At 67.5% G+C, this 21,326-nt stretch carries 20 protein-coding genes; 16 read left to right on the top strand and 4 right to left on the bottom strand.

The annotated features are described in order from the left end of the window. Positions 1 to 23 precede the first annotated feature (23 nt). The 5 genes from ACQ3HE_RS11510 to ACQ3HE_RS11490 all read left to right on the top strand — a co-directional run bounded on the left by ACQ3HE_RS11510 (position 24) and on the right by ACQ3HE_RS11490 (position 8,153). Entirely contained in the window at positions 24 to 1,493 is a 1,470-nt protein-coding gene (locus ACQ3HE_RS11510) for a heparinase II/III domain-containing protein (RefSeq protein ID WP_430892861.1), read from the top strand. Continuing rightward, the gene (locus ACQ3HE_RS11505; protein WP_430892860.1) at positions 1,490 to 3,457 is read left to right on the top strand and encodes a DUF4962 domain-containing protein; all 1,968 of its coding nucleotides are present in this window, start codon (positions 1,490 to 1,492) and stop codon (positions 3,455 to 3,457) included. The genes ACQ3HE_RS11510 and ACQ3HE_RS11505 overlap by 4 nt, the downstream gene beginning before the upstream one ends. A gap of 5 nt (positions 3,458 to 3,462) precedes the next feature. Continuing rightward, a complete protein-coding gene (locus tag ACQ3HE_RS11500; protein WP_430892859.1) occupies positions 3,463 to 4,074 on the top strand; it encodes a DUF624 domain-containing protein in 612 nt (203 codons plus the stop codon). Between the two features lie 117 nt (positions 4,075 to 4,191). Further along, on the top strand, positions 4,192 to 5,595 hold the full coding sequence (locus ACQ3HE_RS11495; protein ID WP_430892858.1) for a 3' terminal RNA ribose 2'-O-methyltransferase Hen1: 1,404 nt from the start codon (positions 4,192 to 4,194) through the stop codon (positions 5,593 to 5,595). Continuing rightward, positions 5,592 to 8,153 (top strand): polynucleotide kinase-phosphatase, encoded by a 2,562-nt coding sequence (locus ACQ3HE_RS11490; protein WP_430892857.1) that lies wholly within the window; start codon positions 5,592 to 5,594, stop codon positions 8,151 to 8,153. Before ACQ3HE_RS11495 ends, ACQ3HE_RS11490 begins: the two co-directional genes overlap by 4 nt. Positions 8,154 to 8,172: 19 nt before the next feature. On the opposite strand, the gene ACQ3HE_RS11485 is transcribed toward ACQ3HE_RS11490, so the two are convergent. Next, entirely contained in the window at positions 8,173 to 8,604 is a 432-nt protein-coding gene (locus tag ACQ3HE_RS11485; protein WP_064293981.1) for an Lrp/AsnC family transcriptional regulator, read from the bottom strand. A 162-nt stretch (positions 8,605 to 8,766) separates the two neighbouring features. Here ACQ3HE_RS11485 and ocd point away from each other — a divergent pair, with 162 nt between their 5' ends. From ocd to ACQ3HE_RS11470, 3 genes are all read left to right on the top strand, one after another. Continuing rightward, entirely contained in the window at positions 8,767 to 9,795 is a 1,029-nt protein-coding gene (gene ocd / locus ACQ3HE_RS11480; RefSeq protein WP_192018892.1) for an ornithine cyclodeaminase, read from the top strand. A 7-nt stretch (positions 9,796 to 9,802) separates the two neighbouring features. Further along, positions 9,803 to 10,780: a citrulline utilization hydrolase CtlX gene (ctlX, locus tag ACQ3HE_RS11475; RefSeq protein ID WP_430892856.1), complete on the top strand. Its 978-nt coding sequence runs from the start codon at positions 9,803 to 9,805 to the stop codon at positions 10,778 to 10,780. Between the two features lie 168 nt (positions 10,781 to 10,948). Next, the gene (locus ACQ3HE_RS11470) at positions 10,949 to 12,607 is read left to right on the top strand and encodes a sensor histidine kinase (RefSeq protein WP_430892855.1); all 1,659 of its coding nucleotides are present in this window, start codon (positions 10,949 to 10,951) and stop codon (positions 12,605 to 12,607) included. A 19-nt stretch (positions 12,608 to 12,626) separates the two neighbouring features. On the opposite strand, the gene ACQ3HE_RS11465 is transcribed toward ACQ3HE_RS11470, so the two are convergent. Then, positions 12,627 to 13,289 carry a GNAT family N-acetyltransferase gene (locus ACQ3HE_RS11465; RefSeq protein ID WP_430892854.1) on the bottom strand — a complete coding sequence of 221 codons (663 nt, stop codon included), beginning with the start codon at positions 13,287 to 13,289 and terminating at the stop codon, positions 12,627 to 12,629. A gap of 168 nt (positions 13,290 to 13,457) precedes the next feature. Here ACQ3HE_RS11465 and ACQ3HE_RS11460 point away from each other — a divergent pair, with 168 nt between their 5' ends. Continuing rightward, the gene (locus tag ACQ3HE_RS11460) at positions 13,458 to 14,447 is read left to right on the top strand and encodes an aldo/keto reductase (RefSeq protein ID WP_430893088.1); all 990 of its coding nucleotides are present in this window, start codon (positions 13,458 to 13,460) and stop codon (positions 14,445 to 14,447) included. Here ACQ3HE_RS11460 and ACQ3HE_RS11455 read toward each other — a convergent pair. Beyond that, positions 14,435 to 15,163, bottom strand: a complete 729-nt coding sequence (locus ACQ3HE_RS11455) for an NAD(P)H-binding protein (RefSeq protein ID WP_430893087.1) — start codon at positions 15,161 to 15,163, stop codon at positions 14,435 to 14,437. The genes ACQ3HE_RS11460 and ACQ3HE_RS11455 overlap by 13 nt on opposite strands. A gap of 7 nt (positions 15,164 to 15,170) precedes the next feature. Further along, positions 15,171 to 15,374, bottom strand: coding sequence for a ribbon-helix-helix protein, CopG family (locus ACQ3HE_RS11450; RefSeq protein ID WP_430892853.1), 204 nt, complete (start codon positions 15,372 to 15,374; stop codon positions 15,171 to 15,173). Between the two features lie 91 nt (positions 15,375 to 15,465). Here ACQ3HE_RS11450 and ACQ3HE_RS11445 point away from each other — a divergent pair, with 91 nt between their 5' ends. The 7 genes from ACQ3HE_RS11445 to ACQ3HE_RS11415 all read left to right on the top strand — a co-directional run bounded on the left by ACQ3HE_RS11445 (position 15,466) and on the right by ACQ3HE_RS11415 (position 21,267). Then, positions 15,466 to 15,930 carry a hypothetical protein gene (locus ACQ3HE_RS11445; RefSeq protein WP_430892852.1) on the top strand — a complete coding sequence of 155 codons (465 nt, stop codon included), beginning with the start codon at positions 15,466 to 15,468 and terminating at the stop codon, positions 15,928 to 15,930. Then, entirely contained in the window at positions 15,927 to 16,310 is a 384-nt protein-coding gene (locus ACQ3HE_RS11440; protein ID WP_430892851.1) for an E2/UBC family protein, read from the top strand. The genes ACQ3HE_RS11445 and ACQ3HE_RS11440 overlap by 4 nt, the downstream gene beginning before the upstream one ends. Further along, positions 16,307 to 17,683 (top strand): ThiF family adenylyltransferase, encoded by a 1,377-nt coding sequence (locus tag ACQ3HE_RS11435; protein WP_430892850.1) that lies wholly within the window; start codon positions 16,307 to 16,309, stop codon positions 17,681 to 17,683. The genes ACQ3HE_RS11440 and ACQ3HE_RS11435 overlap by 4 nt, the downstream gene beginning before the upstream one ends. After that, a complete protein-coding gene (locus ACQ3HE_RS11430; RefSeq protein WP_481133084.1) occupies positions 17,671 to 18,006 on the top strand; it encodes a ubiquitination-like system serine protease family protein in 336 nt (111 codons plus the stop codon). The genes ACQ3HE_RS11435 and ACQ3HE_RS11430 overlap by 13 nt, the downstream gene beginning before the upstream one ends. After that, complete coding sequence (locus tag ACQ3HE_RS11425; RefSeq protein ID WP_430892849.1) at positions 18,003 to 18,938, top strand: SDH family Clp fold serine proteinase; 936 nt, start codon at positions 18,003 to 18,005, stop codon at positions 18,936 to 18,938. The genes ACQ3HE_RS11430 and ACQ3HE_RS11425 overlap by 4 nt, the downstream gene beginning before the upstream one ends. A 602-nt stretch (positions 18,939 to 19,540) precedes the next feature. Continuing rightward, positions 19,541 to 20,680 carry a ParA family protein gene (locus ACQ3HE_RS11420; protein ID WP_430892848.1) on the top strand — a complete coding sequence of 380 codons (1,140 nt, stop codon included), beginning with the start codon at positions 19,541 to 19,543 and terminating at the stop codon, positions 20,678 to 20,680. Between the two features lie 2 nt (positions 20,681 to 20,682). Then, entirely contained in the window at positions 20,683 to 21,267 is a 585-nt protein-coding gene (locus ACQ3HE_RS11415) for a hypothetical protein (RefSeq protein WP_430892847.1), read from the top strand. Positions 21,268 to 21,326: the final 59 nt, after the last annotated feature.

Genomic DNA, 21,326 nt, shown 5'->3' with positions numbered 1-21,326 from the left:
CCAGCAAGCTCTTCAAGCAGGCGTTGACCGAAGCGATCTGGGCCACCCAGATCGCCGACGCGGTCGTCGTGCTCGCCGAGGACGAGGCGGCCCGGGAGGCGATGGGCACACCCGTCGCGACGATGCTCGAGGCCCTCATGGAGACGATCGTCGAGTCCCGTCGGGTGATCGTCATCGACCGCGACGACCTCACGAGCAACTACGTCGCCTGGCTCGACGCGGCCGGTGGCCTGGCCACCCGGGCGCTCGCCGCAGTGGGCGGAGTCGCGCCGCACGGCGATCAGGCGCGCTGGATCGAGCAGGCGGTCGTGCACTCGGCCGTCGCCATCGGCCAGGACGGCTGGGAGTGGGAGGGGTCCGCCTACTACCACCTGTTCGTGCTCCGCGCCTATCTCCTCACCCTCGCCGGGGCCGACCCGGCTGCGCTCGATCCGGCCCTCGTCGACCGGCTGCGTCGGATGGTCGATGTGCTCGTCGGCTTCGCCGGACCGGATGGTCGCCTGCCGATGCTGCACGACGGCCCGTACGACCGACTCGGCGTCCACCTCGAAGTGTTGGAGATCTGCGTCCTCGCCGGGCAGCTCTGGGATCGGACCGGTCTCGACGCGGTCGAGGCCTGGGCTCGGCGTCGTATCGGTGCTGGTCACGACGGACTCGAGGACCTCCTCGACGGCTGGTTCTCCGGGGCACCGCTCGCGATGTCAGGTGACGCACCCGGCCGTGGCTCGGCGCTCTTCGCCGACGTCGGCTACGCGGTCGTGCGCTCCGAGGCGAGCTCCCTGCAGGCGGTGCTCGATGCCGGACCGCACGGCGGCTCGCACGGGCATCTCGACACCCTCGCCCTGTACCTGTACGGAGACGGGGTCGCCTGGCAGCCCGCTCCCGGCGTCCCGCCGTACGGCAGCGCCTTGCGGCGCGACTACTACGCCAGGACGACGGCGCACCCGACCGTCCGGGCGGACGACGCCGATCAGCTCGAGAGTTCGGCCCACGTGGAGCGCTGGGAGGTCGACCATGCTTCCGACACGACGCTCGTCCACGCGTCCTCCAGTGAGGCGATCGCCGGCGTCCGACTCGACCGGCGGGTCGAGTCCACCGGCGGGATCCTCATCGACGTGCTCCGTGCAGCGACCGCCGACGGCTCGCTCCGGACCTTCACTTCCGCCCTCCGACCCGCCGTGCCGTTCGAGGTCGTCCAGCACGTTGACGGGTGGCGCACCGGCTGGTCCGGCCCGTCCGGGCGTCGGCTGCACGGCCACCATGTCGCGGATGTCGCGTCCGTCCTCCTGGACGCCCCGGGCAGAGGGCCGTCGGACGACCCGACCGTCCCCCTGGCCGTCGGCGACTGGACGGCGACGGCCGCGCAGGTCACGTTCGTGTCGGTCTTCGCTGAGGCGGAGGTGTCGCCGATCACGTCGATCCGTCTCGATGCGGGTCGCCTGGTCGTCGGCCTGTCCGACGGACGAACCCTCGAACGGGAGCTGCTGCCGTGATCCCGCCACTGCTCCTCGACGGGCGGGAGGACCGCCTCCGCGCCGAGCTGACCGGCGTGCGGCACCGCGAGTTCCGTCGCCTGCTCGACGAATGCGAACGCCTCCGTGGGATCGAGCTCCCGACGGAGCACCCGCTGGCCTCGATCACGTACTTCGGCCCCGCCGCGGCGAACCTCGCGCTCGCCCACCGGCTGACCGGGCAGCCGCAGTACCTCGACGAGCTGCGACGCTGGCTCGCGCCACCACTGGCCTTCGAGCACTGGGGTCGCGCGCATCTGCCGGACCACGACCTCGATGCCGGCTGGCTGCTCCACGGACTGTCACTGGCGCTCGCCTGGGCCGGTGATGCGCTCGACGTGGGGGAGCGGGCCCGACTCCGGGACCGCCTGATCCTGCAGGGCACCCGCCTGTTCGAATTCGCCGTCGAGACCGAGGGCGACTGGTGGTCGTCGTCGTACTGGCAGAACCACAACTGGATCTGCTTCACCGGTCTCGCCACCGCCGGGTACGTCCTGGCCGACGAGCATCCCGGCGCCCTGGCCTGGGCCGAGCGCGCGAAGGTGAACTTCGACGAGGTCCTCGACCTCCTGCCGGCCGACGGCTCGAACCACGAGGGCGTCGTGTACTGGCGCTACGGCGAGCCGTGGTTGGTGAGCTATCTCGACGTGCTGCGTGCCGCCGAGGGCGTCGACTGGTTCCCGCGGAGCGAGCACCTCCGGGAAACCTTCTGGTTCCGGCTCCACCAGGCCGCTCCGGACCTCGAGCGCATCGTCGATCACGGTGACTGCCACGACCACCGCAGCGGACACTCGATCGCGCTGTACCGGAAGCTGGCCGCCGAGTACCGGATCCCGCAGGCCCAGTGGTTGGCAGATCGTGTCTCCACCGACCTCCTCTGGCGGGAGGCGTCTCAGAGCGGTGTCCGTCCAGGGGTGTTGCCCGAGGCGTATCAGGAGTTGCTCTGGTTCGACCCCACGGTCGAGGCGATCGGTCCTGAGGAGCTCCCGACGGCCAGGTACTTCCCCGATCTCGGCCTCGTGGCCGGTCGGACGTCGTGGGACGCGGATGCGACCCTCGTCTCGGTCAAGGCGTCGCCGGGCGGCGGCTGGCGGGCATGGCGGGAGTCGCACCGTCACCGGCGCGAACGAGGTTGGACGACGCTCAACACCGGTCATCATCATCCCGACGCGGGCGCGTTCGTCCTGCTCGGTGGAGGCGAGTACCTCGCGATCGACGAGGGCTACTCCTCCCGCAAGCGGACGGAGCACCACAACGGTGTGCTCGTCGACGGTGCCGGGTACGGGCGTGAAGGACACTACGACGTCCACGCCGGACTCGCCGAGGACCGTGTCGGCGAGATGCTCGAGGTCACGCTCGCCGGGGACTGGGTGCATACGGTCAGCGAGATCGGCGCCCTGTACGCGCCGGAACTCGGCGTCCGCAGGCTCCGGCGCCACCTCGTGCGGACGCCGAGCGGCGCGCTCGTCCTCGTCGACGACCTCGAGGCGGACACCGCCCGCTCCTGGACCTGGTTGCTGCAGACGACGCACCCGGCGGCGCCGTTGGACGACGGCCGTCGGCTCGCACCCGCCGGCGCTGCCGGCTTCCTCGTGACCTCGCTCGACGACGTCGATTCAATCGACGTCGTGCATCCGACGGTGGTCCAGGCCAACCCGACCTCGTCGACACCGGGGCTCGAGATCGAGCGGGTGCAGCACACGCTGCGCCGGACCTCGTCCCCGTCGCACTCGGCGCGGTTCGTGTCCGTGCTCCAACCCGTGCGGTTCGGTGAGTCCGTTCCGCCGGCGGCGACGATGACCGAGGACGACGAGGGACTGGCGGTGACGATCCCCGGGCTGACGGACGTGGAACAGGTGGTCGTGCGGCTCGATGGAGCGCGACCACGTCATGAGGGGATGGACGCGGCCGGTAACGGCTTCGCCGGACGGAGGCTGCGAGGATGAGCGGCATGGCAGTCAAGCGCACCGGCTGGGAAGGCCGTCTGCTGGGTGTGCTCGTCCACCCGATGAACGTCGCGGCGGCAGGTCTGGCCGCTGCAGTGCTGTCGCTCGGTGTGGTGACCGCCGTCCCCGCGGTCATCGCGGCGAGCCGCTCGATGCGACGCTGGCTCGACGGCGAGGAGCACGCGGTCTTCACCGGCGTCTTCCGAGAGTTCGCAGCGACCTGGCGACGCTCGCTGCCACTCGGCGTCGGGGTGGTCGTGGTCATGGCGATGCTCGTCGTCGACATCGCGTTCCTGACCGCGCAGCTCGAACAGGGATCGGCGATCGCGACCGCCCTGCTCGCCGCGACCGCGCCGGTGGCACTCGCCCTCGGACTCCTGCTGCTCGCCCTACCGGCGTCGGCGGCGCTGCAACCGGACGCGTCGGCCCGGGCATGGCTGGTCGGGGCCGGGGCGCTCGTCGCCCGGCGGCCCTTCACAGCCCTGCTGCTCCTGATCGGCGAAGTGACGTTCGCCCTGCTCTGTTACCTGTTCCCGACGCTCCTGCCGTTCTTCGGCGCCTCGCTCCTGGCGTACCTCGCGCTCCTCGTCTGGCGGCGGGCAGGCCTGCAGCCCTGAGTCGCCCGGAACTGCACGGAAATCGCTGAATTCCGTGCAGCTTCGGGCGACTCACGCACGCACCACGACCGCGGCTAGGCTTTCAGGAACCTCGCCGCCGACCGGACGGATGGACCTGTGCTCGTCACCATCACCTCGACCGCGCCGTCGGCCGCCGACCTGGGGCACCTCGTCCGCAAGCATCCCGCGCGGGCGCAGAGCTTCGACCTCAGCGTCGGGCGCGCCCACGTGTTCTACCCGGAGGCGACCGACGAGCGATGCACCATCGCCCTGCTGCTCGAGGTCGACGCGATCGCGCTCGTCCGTCAGAAGCGCTTCGGCGGCGGTGACAGCGCGTCGCTCTCGCAGTACGTGAACGACCGACCGTACGCGTCGTCGTCGATGGTCGCCGTCGCGATCGGGCAGGTGTTCCGCAGCGCCATGACCGGCCGCAGCGACTCCCACCCGGAGCTCGCCGCGGCAGCGCTCCCGCTGACGATCACGGTCGCGGCGGTGCCGTCGCGAGGCCTGGAGCAGCTGGCGACCCGACTCTTCGGTCCGCTCGGCTGGACCGTCGTCGAACGGGCGATCCCGCTCGACCCGACGGTCCCGGCGTGGGGCGACTCGCGATACGTCGACCTCGAACTGACCGGGCACCTCCGCCTCGCGGACGCCCTCCGCCAGCTCTACGTCCTGCTGCCCGTCCTCGACGACGCCAAGCACTACTGGGTCTCCGACGACGAGGTCGGCAAACTCCTGCGCGCCGGCGAGGGGTGGCTGGCCGACCACCCCGACCGGGACCTGATCACCAAGCGGTATCTCGCGCACCAGTCGCGGATGGTCACCGATGCGCAGTCGCAGCTGGACCCGGAGGCGCGGACCGACGGTGCCGACGGGGACGACGCGGCCACCGCCTCACGGACGAAGCGCGCCCCGGCGCTCGCCGGCCTGCGCGCCGAGGCGGTCCTGCAGGCGCTCGCCGACGTGCGGGCGCGGTCGGTCGCCGACGTCGGGTGCGGCGAGGGCGCCCTCCTGACTCGCCTGATGGCGGATCCCTTGGTCAGCACGGTGATCGGTACCGACGTCTCCGCACGCGCGCTCGCAGCCGCGTCGCAGCGGCTCGGGCTCCGCGACGCGAGCGATCGCGTCCGCGAGCGTGTCCAGCTGCTGCAGTCCTCGGCCACCTACGCCGACGGCCGGCTGCGCGGACTCGATGCGATCGTGCTCATGGAGGTCGTCGAGCACATCGACGCCGAGCGCCTCGATGCACTCGAGGCCTCGATCTTCGGTGCTGCGGCTCCCGAAGCCGTGATCGTCACGACGCCGAACCGCGAATACAACGCGTTGTATCCCTCGTTGCCGGCGGGCTCGTTCCGGCACCCGGACCACCGCTTCGAGTGGGACCGTCAGGAGTTCGCGACCTGGTGCACCACTGCGGCCGAGCGGTACCGCTACGGCGTCGAGCACCGCACGGTCGGCGACGTCGACCCGCAGCTCGGCTCGCCGACGCAGCTCGCCATCTTCCGGAAGGCCACCTCATGAGCGACCTCGAGCAGACCCCCGCCGCCCTGCCGATCCCCGAACTGTCGCTCGTGGTCCTCATCGGCGTGAGCGGGTCCGGCAAGTCGACCTTCGCCGCCACGCACTTCGGCCGGTTCGAGACGCTTTCGAGCGACTTCTTCCGGGGGCTCGTCTCCAACGACGAGAACAACCAGGCCGCCAGCGCCGATGCCTTCGCAGCACTCCGCGATGTCGCCGCGCGCCGCCTGGACGCCGGGCTCCTCACGGTCATCGACGCGACCAACGTCCAGCCGGCCTCGCGCAAGTCGCTCATCGACCTGGCACGCAACCACGACGTCCTCCCTGTCGCCGTGGTGCTCGACGTCCCTGAGCGCGTCTGCATCGAGCGCAATAAGGCTCGCGAGGACCGTTCGTTCGGCGCGGCCGTCATCACCCGGCAGCAGGACCAACTGCGCCGGTCGATGCGGCACCTCAGCAAGGAGGGCTTCCGGAAGGTCCACGTGCTCTCCGGGGTCGAAGCGATCGCGCAGGCGTCGTTCGTCCGTGAGCCGCTGCTCAACGACCGCCGTCAGGAGCGCGGTCCTTTCGACGCGATCGGCGACGTGCACGGGTGCCGGAGCGAGCTCGAGACGCTGCTCACGAAGCTCGGGTACGTGATCGAGCGCGATGTGGAGGGTCGACCGGTCGACGCCGCGCATCCCGAGGGTCGCCGCGCGATCTTCCTCGGCGACCTCGTCGACCGCGGGCCGGACACTCCTGGCGTGCTGCGGCTGGCGATGGGGATGGTCGGCGCGGGGCACGCGTTGGCCGTGCCCGGCAACCACGAGTCGAAGCTCGTCCGTGCGCTGCAGGGCAAGCGGGTGCAGACCAGCCACGGGCTCGCCGAGTCGCTCACCCAACTGGCCGAGGAGCCGGAGGAGTTCCGAGCAGAGGTCGAGCGGTTCTGTCGCGAGCTCGTCGCGCACCTCGTCCTCGACGACGGGAAGCTCGTCGTCGCGCACGCCGGACTGATCGAGCAGTATCACGGACGCGCCTCCGGGCGGGTGCGGTCGTTCGCGCTGTACGGCGACACCACGGGGGAGACCGACGAGTACGGCCTGCCCGTGCGGCTGCCGTGGGCGGAGGACTACCGCGGCAAGGCGACCGTCCTCTACGGTCACGTGCCGACCCTCGACGCCGAGTGGGTCAACAACACGATGTGCCTCGACACCGGCTGCGTCTTCGGCGGCAAGCTGAGTGCCCTGCGGTGGCCGGAGTGCGAGGTCGTCGACGTGCCGGCCGAGCAGGTCTGGTACGAACCCGTCGTGCCGCTCGGCCGCCCGACCGGTCCCGCGGGCGAGCAGCGGGATCCCGGGCTGCTGCGCATCGACGACGTCCTCGGCAAGCAGGTCGTCGAGACCCGTGTCTCGGGCCGGGTCGGCATCCGCGAAGATGCGGCGGCCGGCGCACTCGAGGTCATGAGCCGGTTCGCGATCGACCCGCGGCGTCTGGTCTACCTGCCGCCGACGATGAGTCCGCCGAGCACCTCGCAGCGGAAGGACCTCCTGGAGCACCCCGCTGAGGCGTTCGAGGCGTATCGCCGGGATGGGCTCGACCGGGTGGTCTGCGAGGAGAAGCACATGGGCTCGCGTGCCGTCGTGCTGCTCACGCGTGATCCGGCACCCTTCGGTGCTCCCACGGGATGGCGTGGCACCGTCCACACCCGCACCGGTCGGCCGTTCTTCGACGAGGAGACGACGCAGACGCTCCTGACCCGGCTCGACGCCGCCGTGGAGCGAGCCGGTCTCTGGGAGGAGCTCGACGCCTCCTGGCTGCTCTTCGACAGTGAACTGCTGCCGTGGTCGGTGAAGGCGGAGAGCTTGATCCGCGACCAGTACGCCTCGGTCGGAGCTGCCGCGACTGCTGCACTCCCGGCGGCCGTGCACGTGCTGGAGCAGGCGGCGGCGACGGGTGTCGACATCGCGGACCTGCTCGAGCGGACGCGTCGACGGGCCGAGGCCGCCGACGCCTACGTCGCGGCCTACCGCCCGTACACCGCGCCCTCGAACGGCTTGGAAGGCGTGCAGCTCGCGCCGTTCCAGCTCCTCGCCTCGACGGGGACGAGCCACCTGGGGCGCGACCACGCCTGGCACCTCTCGGTCGCCGACCGCCTCGTGGACGCCGACCCGGAGCTGATCCGCCGGACCCGCTCGGTCGAGGTCGACCTCACCGCATCCACCTCCGAGGACGCCGCGACCACGTGGTGGGAGGAGCTGACCGGTGCGGGCGGCGAAGGCATGGTGGTGAAGCCTGTGGCCGGCCTCGTCCGCGGTGAGAAGTCGCTCGCGCAGCCCGGCATCAAGGTGCGCGGGCGTGAGTACCTGCGCATCATCTACGGTCCCGACTACACCGAGCCGCACAACCTCGAGCGCCTGCGCGATCGGGACATCGGCCACAAGCGGTCGATGGCGCTGCGCGAGTACGCGCTCGGCGTCGAGGCGGTCGAACGGTTCGTCGCCGGTGAACCGACCTGGCGGGTGCACCAGGCCGTCTTCGGCGTGCTCGCCATGGAGTCCGAGCCCATCGACCCGCGCCTCTAGCGTCGACCCTGGCGGGTCGTCAGCGGAGGACGGAACTCAGCAGGAGGCTCGTCTCGCTGTTGACGACGCCCTCGATGCGCCGGATGCCGCCGAGCACGCGGTCGAAGTCGGTGAGGGTCTCGGTGCGGAGTTCCGCGACCAGGTCCCACCCGCCGTTCGTGGTGTGGAGTGCGCTGATCTCCGGGAAGCCGCGGAGCTGGCGGATGACGTGGTCGGTGGTGCGACCCTCGACCTCGATGAACGCGATCGCGCGAATGGTGCCGGGGTCGAGTTCGTCACGCACCCGGACCGAGAACCCGACCACCGTGCCGGAGGAGATGAGTCGCTCCAGACGGCTGTTCACGGTCGCCCGGGCGACGTCGAGCGACCGGGCCAGGCTCGCGACCGACGCACGGCCGTCGGCTCGGAGCGCAGCCAACAGCCTCCGGTCCAGATCGTCCAGCGCAGCCATGCACACAATGTACAACGCAGTTACTCACATTGTGCATAACCTGTGCACAAATCGCGCATCTCTGGAATAGAAAGTGCAGATCGTCGAAACCTAGGCTCGAAGCAACCGCGAGTGGTCTGCTCCGGTCGGCTCCGAGCCCGAACTCGTCTGGAAGGGAACGTCATGACGCGTTTCGTCGATGTCCGCAACATGGTCCGCTGGACGGCCGACCGAGGTCCTGAGCGCATCATCGCCGGCATGATCGGCTACCTCGAGGCCGACTTCCGCCGCTGGCCCTCGTTCGACAAGAGCCCGCGTGTCGCCAGTCACACGCCCTTCGGCGTCATCGAGCTCATGCCGACGAGCGACCACGAGACCTACGCCTTCAAGTACGTGAACGGCCACCCCTCCAACCCGGCACGCGGCTACCAGACGGTCACGGCCTTCGGTGTCCTCGCCGACGTGCACAACGGCTACCCCACCTTCCTCGCTGAGATGACGCTCCTCACGGCCCTCCGGACCGCCGCGACCTCGGGCATGGTCGCCAAGCACCTCGCCCGTCCCGACTCGAGCGTCCACGCCCTCATCGGCGCGGGCAGCCAGGCCGAGTTCCAGGCCCTCGGCATGCGGGCCGCCCTCGGGATCAACACCGTCCGGATCTGGGACGTCGACCCGCTCGCGATGGACAAGTTCGCGCGCAACCTGGAGCCGCTCGGATTCGAGGTCGTCATCGGGACGAGTGCCGCTGACGCCGTGGCGGGCGCGGACGTCGTCACGACCTGCACGGCCGACAAGGCGCTCGCGACCGTGCTCACGAACGACCTGGTCGAGCCCGGCATGCACCTGAACGCCATCGGTGGCGACTGCCCCGGCAAGACGGAGCTCGAGGCGTCGATCCTCGATCGCGCCGACGTCTTCGTCGAATTCCCGCCGCAGACCCGCATCGAGGGCGAGATCCAGCAGATGGCTCCCGACTTCCCGGTGATCGAGTTCTGGCAGGTCCTCACGGGTGCCGTCCCCGGCCGCAGCTCGCGGGAGCAGATCACGCTCTTCGACTCCGTCGGTTTCGCGATCGAGGACTTCACGGCGCTGCGCTTCCTCCGCGACTCCGTCGACGGCAGCGAGTACTTCGAGGAGATCGACCTCGTCGCGGCCCCCGACGACCCGAAGGACCTCTTCGGACTCGTCGGCGCGCTCTCTCCCGTCGGCTGAGTCCGACATGTCCGTCCAGGCGCCGTCGGCAGTGGTGCTCATCCGGCCGCACCGGTTCACGCCGAACCCGCTGACCGCGGCCGACAACGTGTTCCAGGTGGCGGACGGCGTCCCGTCGGCGTCCGTGACCGGGGTGGCTCACGCGGCGTTCGACGAGGTCACCGCCGTGGCACAGGCGCTCGATGCGGCGGGCGTCCGCGTCCACCTGTTCGACGACGAGGACCCGGACCGCCCCGACAGCGTCTTCCCCAACAACTGGCTGTCCACCCATGCGGGCGGGCACCTGGCGGTCTATCCGATGTACGCGGTGAACCGCCGACGCGAGCGCCGGTGGGACATCGTCGAGATGCTGAAGCGCGAGTACCGCGTGCAGGACGTCATCGACTACTCGGGGCTGGAGCTCGACGACGTGTTCCTCGAGGGCACCGGTGCGATGGTGCTCGACCACGCGGCCCGGGTGGCGTTCGTCGCACGATCCCACCGCGCCGACCCGATCGCCCTCGAGCGGTTCTGCACCAACTTCGGTTACGAGCCGCTCGTCTTCGACGCGGTCGACCCGCACGGGGTCCCGATCTACCACACGAACGTCATGATGGGCGTGGCGACCGAGTTCGCCCTCGTCGGCCTCGACCTCATCGCCTCACCGGTGCGCAGCGAGCAGGTGGTGGAGCGCCTGACCGCGCATGGACGCGACATCGTGGACCTCAGTTACGAGCAGGTCTGCGACTTCGCCGGCAACGCGATCGAGTTGCGGTCGGCGACGGGGGAACGCCTCCTCGCGATCTCGAGTCGCGCCGTCCAGAGCCTGCGGTCGGACCAGTTGGCGGTCATCGAGCGCAGCTGCCGGATCCTGCCGCTGGACGTCCCGACGATCGAACTCGCCGGGGGTTCCGTCCGATGCATGATCGCCGGGATCCATCTGGACCGCCGGCCGTCCGCACCGGAGCCTGCGCCGAACGCCGATCCACGGCTCGCGAGGGCTTGATCTCCGCCGCTCGATCGTCCGATTAACGCGAATCGCCGCTCGCTGCGCTCTCAAGCAGCTCGCCGACGGACGATCGCGCGCTGATCGGCTAGATTGACGATCGATCAGCTGATCGACGTGGAATCCGGCCGACGACCCCTCGGCCAGCGCTGGAGAGAGTGGGCGATCGTGCCGCTGTTGGAACCCGAAGCCTCGCGACACGGCCGCCTCCGGGTCTTCGCTCGCGCCCAGTTGCCGTTCGCGATCGCCTTCGCGATCGTCGCGATCCTCGTGGCGGTCGTCCTGCCGGAGCGGTTCTTCACCCTCGCCGTGCTCGGGGGCACGGCGATCGCGGTGGTCAGCACCGTCCTCGCCGCGGTCCTCCCGTGGGAGCGCTGGCCGACGTCCGCCATGGCCGCGATCGCCGTCCTCGACCTGCTGGCCGTCGCCTGCGTCCGCATGGAGCTCATCAGCGTGGCCCCGGGGGCGAGCCTGCTCTGCATCTTCCCCGTCCTCTGGCTGGCGTTCGGCTTCACCCCGCGGATGATCATCCTGGCTGTCGTGGGGACCCTGTTCATCAGCAGTGCCCCCTACCTGCTCCGTGCGCGCACGCCGACCAGCGCCGTGGACTGGCTGAACGTGGCCCTGCTGCCGTTGCTCACGATCGGCATCGCCGTTGCGGTCAACATCGGCGCCCGCCAACTGCGACGGGGCCAGCGGGCGATCCGGGAGCAGGCGGCGGAGCTCGAAGTCTCGCTCGCGAGGGCCCTCGATGCTGAGGCGCTCGCCGAGTCGATCCTCGAGACGGTCGACGCCGGCGTCGCCTTCTACACCGCCGACGGCACCCTGCGTCTGGCCAACGCGCACGCCGTCGACATGGTCAGCGCCGTCGGGTTCCGGCTCGACACCCCGCCCTACGCCGGTCCGCACGTGCTCCAGGCCGACCGGCGGACGCCCATCCCGTTCGACGAGCAGATCATCCCGAGGGCGCTCCGCGGCGAGCTGCTGTCGAACCACTTGGAGTGGGTGGGGGAGGCCGGCCGCCAGCGGGCGATCCTGGCGAGTTCCACCCGGGTGGTCCGGAACGGCGACACGCACCTGGGGACGGTCATCGTCGCGCACGACGTCACCGAACTCGCGAACGCGATCAACGTCCGTGAGGCGTTCCTCACGACGGTGTCGCACGAGCTGCGGACACCGCTCACCTCCATCCACGGTTACCTCGAACTGATCATGGACGACGCCGAGGTCGACGCCCCCGGACTCCTTCCGGCCCTGCGGGTGGTCCAGCGCAACGCGGTCGCGCTCGAGCAGCGCGTGCAGGAGCTGCTGGCCGCGTCGGACTCCACGGTCCAGATCGAGCCGAGCCGTATCGACCTCACTGACGTCGCCGCGCGTGCGATCGAGACGGCGACCGCGGGAGTCTCCGGTCCGGTCGTCCGACTGCACGCCGATGCGGCGGCGGTCGTCTCTGCGGACCCCGAGCAGGTCCACCGTGCGATCACCGAGCTCGTCGCCAACGCCGTGAAGTTCACGCCGGCCGATGGGACGGTCGACGTGGTCGTCGATCCGGGTGCCGGGCACGCCGAGGTGACCGTCAGCGACACGGGCGTCGGGATGAGCGCCGACGAACTCCGTCAGGCCTTCGACAAGTTCTACCGGGCCGAATATGCGCGGGACCAGGCGGTGCAGGGCGTGGGACTCGGCCTGCCGGCAGCGCGGGCGATCGCCGAGGCCCATGGCGGCTCCGTGACCCTGCGGAGCACGCCCGCGGTCGCACACGTCCCCGGTGGGACCGTCGCGACCCTCGTCCTGCCATCGGAGCCTGTCCGCACACCGTCACGATGACGCGAACGCTCGGCCAGCCCTAGTCTGCTGACGGTTCACCGAGGAGTGCCGACCGTGCCGCGTCGAGGCCGGTGACCTCGGCCGCCCAGTCGGGCCGAATGAACTCGTCGCGGTGCAGCCGGAGGCCCTGCGACTCGACGAGTTCGCCCGGTCGGCCGATGAAGCGTTGCAGACCGTTGTCCCGATAGCCGAGTCGACGCGAGACGCCGAGCGATGCGCCGTTCCAGACGGCGGCGTCCGACACGGCGACCTCCGCGGCGAGGTGGTCGAAGGCGAACTGGAGCATGCCGGCCCGCATCTCGATGCCGAGCCCCTTACCCTGCTGTGCCTGCGTCAACCAGGAACCGCTCCCGACCGTCCGCGTGACGGCGAAGTCGCGGGCGCCGACGTCCTGCAGACCGATCGGCGTCCCGTCCAGGAGGATCGCGAGATTGAGCGTCCAGGAGGAAGGAGTCACCCTTGCGCGCTGCGTCCAGAGGAACCGAGCCGTCTCGCGGATGAGTTGTTCGCGTGGCTGGTCGGTCCATGGTGTGGAGAACGGCATGACGGCGGGGTCGTGGACGCCGGCGAGGGCGGCCTCGATCAGTCCGGGGAGGTCCTCATCGCGCACGAGGCGCAGGACGAGTCTCGGCGTGCGGATCTCCAGGCCGAACAGTGGCCAGACGTCGGTGAGGCTGAGCATCAGGCCACGGTATCGCCTCGGGCGGACGCCAGCACCCGCCAGTTGCCGGGAAGCGCTGTAGCCGGTCGAGGCCGCCCTGTCGAGCCGGGGGTGTGGAGGGCGGCTTCCGTGACACACTCGACGCGCCGCGGGATCGCGGCCCGGTTCGACGATGAGAAGGGCTCCACGATGAAGTACACGCACCTCGGCCGCACGGGGACGACGGTCTCCCGGATCGTGCTCGGCACGATGAACTTCGGCGACCGGACCAGCGAGGAGGACTCGTTCGCGATCATGGACCGGGCGTTCGACCTCGGCGTCAACTTCTTCGACACGGCGAACGCGTATGGCGGCAGCGCCGGTCGTGGCGCGACGGAGGAGATCATCGGCCGGTGGTTCGCAGCCCGCCCCGGCGTCCGTGACGACATCGTCCTGGCGACGAAGGTCCACTCGCCCATGGTGGCCCCGAACGACGACGGCTCGGATGTCGTGAACGCGCGTGGTGCGTCGGCCTGGCAGGTGCGTCGCGAGGCGACCGCGTCGCTCGAGCGACTGCAGACGGACCGGATCGACCTGTACCAGTTCCACCACATCGACCGTCACATCTCCTGGCAGGAGCTGTGGCAGGCCATGGAGGTGCTCGTCGCGCGCGGCGAGGTCGTCTACACGGGCAGCTCGAACTTCGCGGCGTGGAACATCGCGCAGGCGAACGAGGTCGCATCTCAGCGACACTTCCTCGGTCTCGTCAGCGAGCAGTCGCTCTACAACCTCGCGCAGCGCTCGATCGAACTCGAGGTCATCCCCGCCGCGCAGCACTACGGGCTCGGCATCCTGCCGTGGTCGCCGCTGTCCGGTGGTCTGCTGAGCGGTGGTTCCTCCGACAAGCGCGCGCGGTCGGGCGAGTCCCGCATCACCGAGGCCCGTGCCAAGCAGCAGGAGCAACTCGACGCCTACGACCGCTTCGCGGCCGAGCGTGGCTGGACCTCGGCGTCGCTCGGTCTCGCGTGGCTCCTGCACCAGCCCGGCGTGACCGGCCCGATCATCGGACCGCGGACGATCGAGCAGCTGGAGTCCGCCGTCGCAGCAGTCGACATCGAGCTGAGCGCCGACGACCTCACCGCCCTCGACGAGCTCTTCCCCGGTCCCGGTGGCCAGGCCCCGGAGGCCTATGCCTGGTAGGAACGTGCGATGCGGCCGACCGCCTCGGTGATGGCGGTCGGCCCGGTATTCACTTCGAGGATCCGCCGGTTGACGGTCGGCTCGAGGACGAGTGCCTCGAGGACCGCGGCCACGTCTTCGCGTGTGATCTCGTCGTGGAGCTCGGCGGGCCCGAGGGCGACCGTCCCCCGGCCCGGGTCGTCGGTCAGCAGGGACGGGCGGAGGATGACCCAGTCGATCGGCTGACGGGTGAGGGCGACCTCTGCGCGTTTCTTGACGGCGAAGTAGTGCTCCTCGTCGTCGCTCAGCTGCCGCTCGCGCCAGGCCTCCGGCATCACGGAGAGCAGGATGAGGCGCTTCTCCGGCGTCGCAGCGACCGAGTCCGACACGCGCCGGAGGGCCGCGTCGTCGATGGCGTCCGTCGTGCTCTGGGCTCCGGCGTTCGAGCCCGCGGTGAAGACGACGACGTCCCAGTCCGAGATCATCGCCGTGATCTCCTCCGTGGTGGCGACCCCGAGCTCGCCGGTGACGGTCATCACTCCCTGGGCTTCGAGGGCGCCGACATGGACGCGATGAGTGTCCCTGCCGTCGAGCGCTCGAGTCGTTTCATTGTGCGCTCCACGGCTGTGTAAAAGCGTCCTTGGAGCGGGCCCATAGAGACTCGAAGGGCAATGAGGCTGGTCTGTTCTTGCTCGGGCTTGAGTGCCCCGGACACCATCGAGCCGTGCGACGAACAGCTTTTTTCTAGCGCAGCAGGCCGCGTGCCCGCTCTATGCGTTCGCGCAGGCCTTCCTGGAACTTCTCGTCTCTGCTCACGGATTCGATGTGGCTGGCGATCGCAGCGCGGATCACGTCGGAGACGGGCTGATTCTCGACACTCGCCACGGTCTCGAGTTGGTCTGCCTGTTCGGCGGACAAGCGAATGGTCATTGCCTTCTGGGTGGACATGGATCCATTCTGCCACCAAAGGGGGTCAACATCAAACCTTCTCGGTGGTGTGGTATCATGATATCTATCAACCAAACGTTAGGAGCACCACATGGACACCCAGGCAGAATCCCGGTCCAAGAAGGTCACCATCTACATGGATGGTTCCCCGTACAAGATCATCCCGGGACCTACCCCAGTCACAGCGTTGCGGGAGGTGCGTCGACCGCCGGTTCCACTCGGCGATGACCTCTGGCTCGACATCGATGACGAGCAGGATCAGAAGCTGGACCCCTCGAGCACCATCACCATCGTCGACGGCATGCGATTCTTCGCCGAGATCAACGCCATCACCATTCGCATCGACCGTGTCGAGCACGAAGTCTTCAAGCGGAAGATGACCGGAGCGGAGCTGCGGGTCGTGCCCAGTCCTGACGTGGCGGCCGACCGCGACCTTTGGCGCGACGTGCCCGACAAGCGTGACGTCAAGGTCCAGGACGAAGACATCGTGACCCTCGTGGACGGCACCCGGTTCTTCACCGCACCGGGCCGCATCAACCCCGGGCAGGAATCGTGAAGCTGCCCGAGCCGGACCGCGAATTCCTCGAACGGTCCGGCATCATCTACCGCCTTATCGACGACGACAGCGGCATGCTGAATGTCGAACTGGTGGATTTCGCCCTCCCGCCGGGCCTGAACGCAACTCACGCCTGCGTGCTGTTTCGACTCTCGCCCGGCTACCCCGACGTTCCGCCGGACATGTGGTGGGTCATCCCGCACCTCACTCCGGTGGGCGGAGGGGTCATCCCCGCCACTGAGATCATCGAGACGTACGACGGACGCAGCTGGCAGCGTTGGTCCCGGCACCTCGACCCCACCGTCTGGCGGTCGGGTATCGACGGACTGGAAAGTTACGTGCGGTTGCTGCGCACCGAACTGGGTAGCGCCGCCGCATGAGCGCCACACTTCGCCTTACCGGTGCGCTGTACGACGGGTTAATGGCAATGGCGACCAACCCGATCGAGACCGGCGCCGTCCTCATCGCCCACCAGGTCGTTGTCGACGACTCCACCGTTGTCCTACTCGGTGACGAGCTCATCGCCGTACCCGACGAGGCATACGAGATCCGCACAGACAACGCCCTGCAGATCACATCCGACGGATACGTCCACGCGCTGAAAACCGCTCGGGAACGTGGCAAGATCGCGCTCTGGGTACACAGTCACCCCGGGGACGGGGCCGTCCCTCGCCCCAGCACCCACGATCGCCGCGTCAACGAGGATCTGGCGCCACTGTTCGGCGGGCGAACCGAAACCGATCAGTATGGCTATCTCGTGGTCAGTCATGACGCCGGGAATCTCACCTTCACCGGCGAACTCTCCGGCCCTGTCACCACCTCAATCACTTGCTTCTCCGCCGTCGGCGAGAGGTGGACCTTCCGGGCCGCTCACGACACCCCGGCCGGCGCTAATCCTGGTCTGTTCGACCGGAACATCCGTGCCTTCGGGAGCGGTATCCAGAACACCATCAGCACCCTCACCGTCGCGATCGTCGGCGCAGGGGGAACCGGCTCCGCCACCGCAGAGCAGCTCGCACGCCTGGGCGTGCGATCGTTTATCCTGATTGACCCCGACACCCTGTCCGCATCCAACACGACCCGCGTCTACGGTTCGACACTCGCTGACGTTGGCCGGCCAAAAGTCGACGTTCTCGGTGATCACCTCGAGCGCATCGCTGACACCGTCCACACCGTCCGCATCCAGGGGTCCATCCTGGCCGAGAACATCGCCCGAACCCTCGCTGGCGCGGACGTGGTGTTTGGATGCACGGACGACAACGCTGGCCGATTGCGGCTGTCCCGTTTGCCGTACTACTACCTCGTCCCCGTCATCGACTGCGGCGTACAGATCCCGGCAGACGAGTCCGGGCTCATCGCCGGTGTCTTCGGCCGGGTGACAACCCTGCACCCCGGCGCGGCCTGCCTCGTCTGTCGTGACCGTATTGACCTCGCCCTGGCCGAAGCGGAGATTCGATCTGCGGAAGAACAGCAGCGACTCGAAAAGGAAGGGTACGCGCCAGCCCTACCTGGTGTGGAGCCTGCCGTGGTCACCTTCACTACCCTCGTCGCCGCCACCGCAGTCAGCGAGCTACTCGAGCGACTCGTCGGCTACGGGGACTCGCCGACCCCGTCGGAACTGATCCTCTACGTCCACGACCGCACCGTTCGCAGCAACATCGAGGACCCACGCTCTGGGCACTACTGCGACCCGAACATTCGCCGCATTGGCACCGATGCCGACATGTTCCTGGGGCTCAATTGGACCTCATAAACCGCCTCCTACAGTGGCGTCGCCTCAAAGCCGATCTCACCGCCGCCTCCGCCGCGGACATCCCCGAAAAGCTGCCCGCCCGGCACGCCGTGATCGTCGGAACCACGGACCACCCCAAGTGGCTGGTCTTCGATTGTCCATGCCGACGCGGTCACCGTGCCATGCTGAACCTTGACCCCGGAAACCGCCCTCGGTGGCGGGTAGAGCATGCTCAGCCGTTGACGCTATACCCGAGCGTCGATGAGCGGAGCCAGGTGGGGCACTGCCACTACGTCGTACGCGATGGCCGCGTGCGATGGATCGAACGAACGGAACGCCGATGACGACACCCGACGCGGAATCCGCATCACCATCTGAATACGTGCCGACACCGCCGCAGCAGGTCACCCCGACGCCCGCGCCGAAACGGCCCGCCCGGACCCCGTTATACGAGGCGATGAACGGGGAACGCTACGCGCGGCAGACCCTGATCAAAGAGATCGAGAAGGTCACCAACACCTCGCTGATTTGTTACATTGCCCCCAACCTGCAGATCGACCGCAACGACGTCGTCGGCATGGTCGACCTGCTCCACAACATCACCCCAGGTACCCCGATCGATCTGATGTTGCAATCACCCGGCGGTAACATCGACGCCGCGGAAAAGCTCGTACTCCTCATCCGCAAACGCGCCGGGAACGCTCCGGTTCGAGTCATCGTGCCGGACTTCGCCAAAAGTGCTGCAACCCTCATCGCCCTCGGCGCCAACACCATCGTGATGTCCGACTCCTCCGAACTCGGCGCGATCGACCCACAGGTCGATATCCCCGACTCCCACGGACACCCACAGACGCTGTCCGCGCAAAGCTACATCGATGCGTTCTACCTCCACGCCGATCGTCTCAAGGAAGACTCCGACGATGCTGTCGCCCGTCTCATGCTCGACAAGATGGAACCCGCCACCGTTCGCAAACTCGAACGGATGATCAAACGCTCACACGCGATCGCCGAAGCGCTACTGCAGCTGTCCATGGTCAAAGACCCGCAGCAAGCCGAGGATATCGCCACCCACCTCAGAGACACCGAGAAGTGGCATTCGCACGGCCAAATGATTTCCCATGAATCCGCTCGCGGGGTCGGCCTCAACGTGACATACCTTCCGCCTCACGACGAGCTCTGGAACAACTACTGGCGACTGTTCTGCATGCAGCTTTGGGCTGCGAACGGCAACGTGAAGCTGTTCGAAAGCTCCTGGGCCTCCCTGCCCGTTACATGAGGTGCGCGACTGCTACCCCGACCATCCAGAGGTGAAACGGTCTCCGTGTGGGTGCGCACGGAAGTAGTTTGCAGAGAAATTCTTCTTCGTAAGTCGATGCACGGCAGGCGGGGGTATGGCAGAGTCTGCGTGCGTCGGTTTGCTCGACGAGCGTTACTGAATCGAGCTAGTCGAAATCTCAGATCACCTGGCTTCTGAGCCAGCGTGTGACGTGCTGTCGGCAAGCCATGGTGACGCTCGCTCCATCCAGCGAGCGACGCGATCTGAGCGGCCTAGCGACCCTAGGCGCGAAGAGGGACGCTGACCGGTGAGACCTGTTACAGAGGCCAGAAGTTGTCGAAATCTGCGAACTTGCACGCCCAGGCTCGCTGAGGCTATTGGTCTTCCCTGCGACTTGAAGACGTGAAGCCGTGCGAGATGAGGCGGCGAATCGGACCACGGCTCCTATGTGGGCAGACTCAACAGGGGGGCGTCCGGGGGCGGGCGCCGACGCCGGACGGGTGCACAGTCGACGCTCGTGCGCTCCGTGGTTGGCCAGCCACCCGGACAAGAAAACAAAGTTGTTCGACCCAAAGTTTTCCAAGCTGTACTACGCTCACAATGTGACTTTCAAGATCATTTCAGTCTTCAACCACAAGGGCGGCGTGTCAAAGACGACAACCACCTTCAACCTCGCGTGGATGCTTGCTCAGAAGGGTAAGCGGGTGATCATGGTCGACGCTGATCCGCAATGCAACCTCACAGGAGTCACCTTGGGGCTCAATCCTGAATGGCCGGACGATGATGAAATGGCCTCCAGCCTTGATGATCCCGACAGTGTTCAATTCGGCAGAACGCAGGACACGGCGCAAGACTTCTGGGAAGAGAATTTTGATCGAACCCTATTCGGTGCGCTTAAACCTGCTTTTGATTCCGAGCCACGTGTCCTGGAAGCGGTTGAATGTGTACCAGTAGAAGGGCGGGAAGGGCTGTATCTACTCCCTGGGCACTTGCGTCTAGGCGAGTATGAAGTCTCGTTGGGCATCGCACAAGAGCTCGCTGGTTCCATGTCGGCACTACGCAATCTTCCTGGTGCCATTCACTTCCTCTTGAAAGAAACAGCAGAGGCGCTTGATGCCGATTATGTCATCGTCGACATGAGCCCCAGTCTGGGTGCAATCAATCAGAATATTGTGAGCATCAGTGATCTCCTCCTCGTGCCGACCTCACCAGACTTCTTCTCTATCATGGCCTTGCAGTCGCTCGGTAAGGTCTTACCGCGCTGGAAACGCTGGGCTGAGGGTGCCAGTACGAACGAGGTGCTCAGAGACGCTTCATACCCGTATCCCTTGCCGAGACTTAAGTTTGCGGGGCTCGTTATCCAGCGGTACCGCCTCTACCGGTCTGCGACCGCGGAAGAGCCATATGGCACGCCGACCGGGCCGTTCCGAGCGTGGATTGATAAGGTGGCTGACGCTTCCGAGAGTCAATTTGTTCCGGCGTTGCGTCAGGCAGGGCTTACCTACGATGTAGCCCAGTATGAAGCAGCGGAAGTTGCTGCTAATGGCGTGATTGGGCAGGTGCAAGAATTCAATAGTCTCTTGCCGAAGTCCCAGGAACATCACGTCCCGGTGTTTGCGCTCACCGACGAACAGCTGGCCCAAGTCGGCGTCGTTCTCGACGGGTCACGAGCTCAGATTGCTAGTCTGGCTCGTATCTTTGACTCGATGGCGGATCGGCTCATCGCCCTCGCCGCGGAGTGAACATGTCTGCATCATTCGCTCTTGCTGTTTTCGAACGGCTGATTGAGCAAGTAGACCACGTGGAGGCTGTCGCGAAGGAAATGGATGAGTCGAATCCGCCGTCGGCCTCAGTGCTTCGCCGTAGCGCTCTAGTATTGGCGGTCGCCGCGATAGACACATATTTCCATGAGCAAGCGGCCATGCGTCTTCGTGCTGCCGCGTTGCAAGGTGCGCCTCATAGTGCTCGCGTTTCAAACTTCCTGAAGAACGTGTCCGCGGGGGATGTTTCGGGAGCGCAGGGGGAGAGTCACATCAGACTACGCCTGAGTTTCATGACGCTCGTCGCTCCGAGTCGCATCGATGCTGCGATCACGGCCTGGGGTGGGGACCCAGTGGTTGTTTGGCAGAACTATTGTTTCGCGAAAGGGTCCCGAACAGACCGGGAACGTCGTCAGCTGGAGCTGCTTTACGATCGACGAAATCAGATCGCGCACGAAGGAGATTGGGATTCTATTCAGCTTGACTTTCGGCCAATGACTCAATCTCACCTCGATGACTGTGTGGTTGCACTTCGTTCGCTAGCTGCGGGTATCGACGCCGTGCTCTGAGTTTGGCGCCGGAGGCCTACGCCTGGTAGGCGGCCAGGGTGACCCCGGGCGTTCCGATC

Source organism: Plantibacter auratus, from assembly GCF_050587365.1.
GTDB lineage: Bacteria > Actinomycetota > Actinomycetes > Actinomycetales > Microbacteriaceae > Plantibacter > Plantibacter auratus.
This window is presented reverse-complemented; position numbering and strand designations above follow the sequence as displayed.

Excerpts from the sequence above, each read along its gene's own strand:
- ACQ3HE_RS11500 (WP_430892859.1), top strand. The coding sequence starts at position 3,463 with ATGGCAGTCAAGCGCACCGGCTGGGAAGGCCGTCTGCTGGGTGTGCTC.
- ACQ3HE_RS11490 (WP_430892857.1), top strand. The coding sequence starts at position 5,592 with ATGAGCGACCTCGAGCAGACCCCCGCCGCCCTGCCGATCCCCGAACTG.
- ACQ3HE_RS11485 (WP_064293981.1), bottom strand. The coding sequence starts at position 8,604 with ATGGCTGCGCTGGACGATCTGGACCGGAGGCTGTTGGCTGCGCTCCGA.
- ocd (WP_192018892.1), top strand. The coding sequence starts at position 8,767 with ATGACGCGTTTCGTCGATGTCCGCAACATGGTCCGCTGGACGGCCGAC.
- ctlX (WP_430892856.1), top strand. The coding sequence starts at position 9,803 with ATGTCCGTCCAGGCGCCGTCGGCAGTGGTGCTCATCCGGCCGCACCGG.
- ACQ3HE_RS11465 (WP_430892854.1), bottom strand. The coding sequence starts at position 13,289 with ATGCTCAGCCTCACCGACGTCTGGCCACTGTTCGGCCTGGAGATCCGC.
- ACQ3HE_RS11460 (WP_430893088.1), top strand. The coding sequence starts at position 13,458 with ATGAAGTACACGCACCTCGGCCGCACGGGGACGACGGTCTCCCGGATC.
- ACQ3HE_RS11450 (WP_430892853.1), bottom strand. The coding sequence starts at position 15,374 with ATGTCCACCCAGAAGGCAATGACCATTCGCTTGTCCGCCGAACAGGCA.
- ACQ3HE_RS11445 (WP_430892852.1), top strand. The coding sequence starts at position 15,466 with ATGGACACCCAGGCAGAATCCCGGTCCAAGAAGGTCACCATCTACATG.
- ACQ3HE_RS11435 (WP_430892850.1), top strand. The coding sequence starts at position 16,307 with ATGAGCGCCACACTTCGCCTTACCGGTGCGCTGTACGACGGGTTAATG.
- ACQ3HE_RS11425 (WP_430892849.1), top strand. The coding sequence starts at position 18,003 with ATGACGACACCCGACGCGGAATCCGCATCACCATCTGAATACGTGCCG.
- ACQ3HE_RS11415 (WP_430892847.1), top strand. The coding sequence starts at position 20,683 with ATGTCTGCATCATTCGCTCTTGCTGTTTTCGAACGGCTGATTGAGCAA.